This window comes from Streptomyces sp. NPDC102437, from assembly GCF_044765565.1.
Lineage (GTDB): Bacteria > Actinomycetota > Actinomycetes > Streptomycetales > Streptomycetaceae > Streptomyces.
Map to the genome: position 1 here is coordinate 1 of NZ_JBIWKI010000128.1, position 3,279 is coordinate 3,279.

Sequence of the window (3,279 nt, forward strand, 5' to 3'; positions counted from 1 at the left end):
GCCAGGGCGTTGTCCGCCGAGCTGCCGACGGCACTCATGGACTGGGTCACGCCTGCCCGGCGGCAGGCGTCGGCGAAGGCCCGGCTGCTGTACTGCTTGGACTCAACCGGTCGTCGCAATTGAATCCGCCGAATAAACGAGTGACGAATTCAGCACAGAGCTACGGAAGTTGCGCATGAGGCAGTCGATGGGTCGTGTCGGCTCTTGTTACGATAACGCTGCCGCGGAAAGCTGGTTCGCCGTTTTCAAAGCGGAGATCGGAACCAACGTCTGGGAGACCCGCGAGGCCGCCCGAGCCGATGTCTTCCGTTACATCGAGATCGAGTACAACCGCATCCGACTCCGCAGACACCCCGAGTACGGGTACGTCACCCCGCTCGAAACGAGGACCTTGCTCAGGCAGGACCTCACCCCCGCAGCCTAAATACCCGCTGTCCAGGCCCCAGGGGGAACTTCAGGCCGTGCCGCCGAGGAACTGCTCCAGTGCGGGCACGAAGTCCCCGGACGAGAGTCCGTGCAGGTAGAGCAACGGCAGCAACTCGGAGATCTTCGGCGACTTGCGGCACCACGGGGCCAGGATTTTCGAGGAGAAACGCTTGCGCTCGCCGGTCGCATCGTCGATGCGGCAGTCGTTCACCCGCGGTGCCTTCACCTCGAGCGGTCCGGCTACGGTGACCACGGCCCGGGGCTGGTGGTGGCCGTTGCGGACCACCAGGCGCCGCCCGTGTTCGTCTTTCGTCGGTCTCGGCGGCCAACTCGGCTACGTACTGGTTGTCTTCTGCTTCCAGTGCGGCGGCGAGCAACCGGCGGGCGCTCTCGCGGACGATCTCGTCGATCAGGGAGCCGGACTGGGAGGAACCGTCGGCAGTGACTACTGCTGAGCACCGCGCCTTCCCGATCCGCACTGCGAACGCGGGCCTGCTCGGTGACCATTCACAGGATCATTCGGGAAGGTACGCCTTCTACGTCCTTCCCAGGACCGATCCACAGGTTCCAAGCATTGCTCCGCAGGTCTGGTGGGTATGGGCTGCATCGTGCTACCCCGGCAGACAAACCAGGATCGGACAGCCCCTCCACCAACCGTGACGACTCCCCCGTGATCGCTGCCAGAGCCCACTTCACGTCGCCAATACCCTTCAACGTCTGGGCGCGCCCACGAAGTGGGGCTGCCGACGTCGCCCTGACGGAGCCGGAAGAAGACGCTCCGGCAACGGAATTCACCGGGCTCCTGCGGCCCGGTACCGCCAGGCCTGCCTCATACGCCGTGATCACCGTCTGGATGCGGTCGCGGAGGCCGATCCTGGTGAGAATGTTGCTGACGTGAGTCTTTACGGTGTGTTCGCTGATGCCCATGGTCGCGGCCGATCTCCGGATCGGTGAGGCCACGGTCGAGCAGGCGCAGGGTCCGCGCGAGGTGAAGGAGCCGAGGCGGGGGTCGGGGAGCAGCGACACCGCGGCGGATGCGTTGGTGCAGTGGGCAATGAGCTTACTGGTGGCGGCAGGTGAAAGGACGAAATCGCCACCCGCGACGCCCCGGCCAGCGTGGCGAGATCGTCGCGCTGGACGTCCTTGAGGAGGAAGCCGCTCGCACCCGCGCGCAGCGCCTCGAACACGTATGCGTCGAGGTCGAAGGTAGTCAGGATGATCACGCGGGTGGCGGTGGTGGCGCAGATCTCGGCGGTGGCGGTGAGGCCGTCCATGCCCGGCATACGAATGTCGAGCAGTGCGACGTCCGGGGCGTGGGCCGGTACCGCCGCGAGCGCCTCGGCGCCGTTGGCTGCTTCCGCGACGACCTCGATGTCCGGCTGACGTCCAGGATCACCGCGAAGGCGGCCCGGACCAGTTTTTGGTCGTCGGCGACGACCACGCGCAGCGGCCCGGCCGCCGTACCGCCGCTCATGACGGAGGGAGGAGCGGGAGGCGGACCCGGAAGCCGGAGCCGTCGGTACGGGGACCGCATTCGGCGGTTCCGCCGCACGAACGTGCATGTTCCCGAATGTTGATCAGGCCGTGGCCGCCGGAGGGAGGGAGCGGGCGGGTCGCTGTCCGATGGCCGCGCCCGTCGGTGATGTCGAGCTGCACGATTGCCTCGGTCTTCCTGTGTGGAGCCGGGCACGGGCGGTGCCCACATGCCTGACGAGATTGGTCAACGCCTCCTGGCGATGCGGAATGCAGCGGTCTCCACGTGCGAGGCCAGGAGTGCGGCGCACCACGATGCGCACCGGACGCGGCGGCCGGAGTGCACCCCCAGCGTTAGCGAGGCTGACTGCAGGCACTCATTGCGGCTTGCCTGGTGGAGCCGAGCGGTGGATGCCAGGAGTGAGCTCCTCCGGCCGGGGGTCAGATCTGTTGGTCGTTGATGTGGCGGCCGAGGCCGCGTCCGAAGCGTTCGGAGATCGCTGGCATCAGGCTCTCGCCGTCGGCTGGGCGGTCCAGGCCGAAGACGTAGCCGGGGAAGTCCAGGTTCTTCTGCACTGCCCAGATTCCGTCGTGGTCCTCCGGCGGAAGGATGCGCACCGGGTCGCCGACGGCGACCCAGCCGATCGGCACCATCGAGTCGGCGGGCAGCACGGTGCGCAGATGCACGATGCCGTTGATCCGCACCTCGGAGCGGGTCCCGATCCGTGCTCCGTTGAAGACGCGGCTGCCGGTGGCCAGAAAGACCTCATCCTCGACCCGGCAGCCGGTCAGATAGGAGGTGGGGCCCACCAGGACCTGCCGTCCCAGAATCAGCGGATCCCGTCGGGTACCACGCACGACCGCGTTCTCCATCACGATGGTGTCCTCGCCCAGCTCCACTGGCCCGCCCTCGGCGGTGAGCACCGCACCGAACAGCACCCGGCACCCGGCCGCCACGCGCACGTCCCCGCACAGCGTGGCGGTCGGAGCAACGTAGGCCGTGGGGTGGACCGTCGGCGAACAACCCTCATGAGCGATCAGCATGGCCACGATCATGCCTCGCCCTGGGGCACTGGCGCACAGCATTCCACCAGGCAAGACCCGCGCCAGGCCTGGCTGAGTTCCTGCGAGAGTGTGTTCTCTGGGTTTTCGTCGGATTTGGCTTTGGGTTGGTGTCTGGGGCTGGTGGTGACGACCGGCTGGGCTTGGTGTTCCTGTTGATGTTCTCGACGTCCGGTCATGGGCTCAGGGAGTCGGTCAACGCGTTGACGTGTTGGGGCCTTCGCCCCTGATCTTGGACACTGGAGATAGTGGATCTTGAGGATCTGAGAGATGGACGTGTCGTGGTCATGAAGCACTATCCGCCGGAGTTCAAGGCGG

2 protein-coding genes and 2 pseudogenes are annotated in these 3,279 nt (G+C 66.6%); 1 reads left to right on the forward strand and 3 read right to left on the reverse strand.

Going from position 1 to position 3,279, the window contains the following annotated elements:
- Nucleotides 1-175 precede the first annotated feature (175 nt).
- On the forward strand, nucleotides 176-424 hold the full coding sequence (locus tag ACIRJP_RS42170) for an integrase core domain-containing protein (protein WP_404186483.1): 249 nt from the start codon (nucleotides 176-178) through the stop codon (nucleotides 422-424).
- Between the two features lie 33 nt (nucleotides 425-457).
- Here the strand turns inward: ACIRJP_RS42170 and ACIRJP_RS42175 are convergent.
- From ACIRJP_RS42175 to ACIRJP_RS42185, 3 genes and pseudogenes are all read right to left on the reverse strand, one after another.
- Nucleotides 458-899, reverse strand: a pseudogene (locus ACIRJP_RS42175) (transposase); the annotation flags it as partial.
- A 334-nt stretch (nucleotides 900-1,233) separates the two neighbouring features.
- Nucleotides 1,234-1,900: pseudogene (locus ACIRJP_RS42180) on the reverse strand (response regulator); the annotation flags it as partial.
- Nucleotides 1,901-2,340: 440 nt separating this feature from the next.
- Entirely contained in the window at nucleotides 2,341-2,943 is a 603-nt protein-coding gene (locus ACIRJP_RS42185; protein ID WP_404186485.1) for a gamma carbonic anhydrase family protein, read from the reverse strand.
- Nucleotides 2,944-3,279 lie beyond the last annotated feature (336 nt).

Excerpts from the sequence above, each read along its gene's own strand:
- ACIRJP_RS42170 (WP_404186483.1), top strand. The coding sequence starts at position 176 with ATGAGGCAGTCGATGGGTCGTGTCGGCTCTTGTTACGATAACGCTGCC.
- ACIRJP_RS42185 (WP_404186485.1), bottom strand. The coding sequence starts at position 2,943 with ATGCTGATCGCTCATGAGGGTTGTTCGCCGACGGTCCACCCCACGGCC.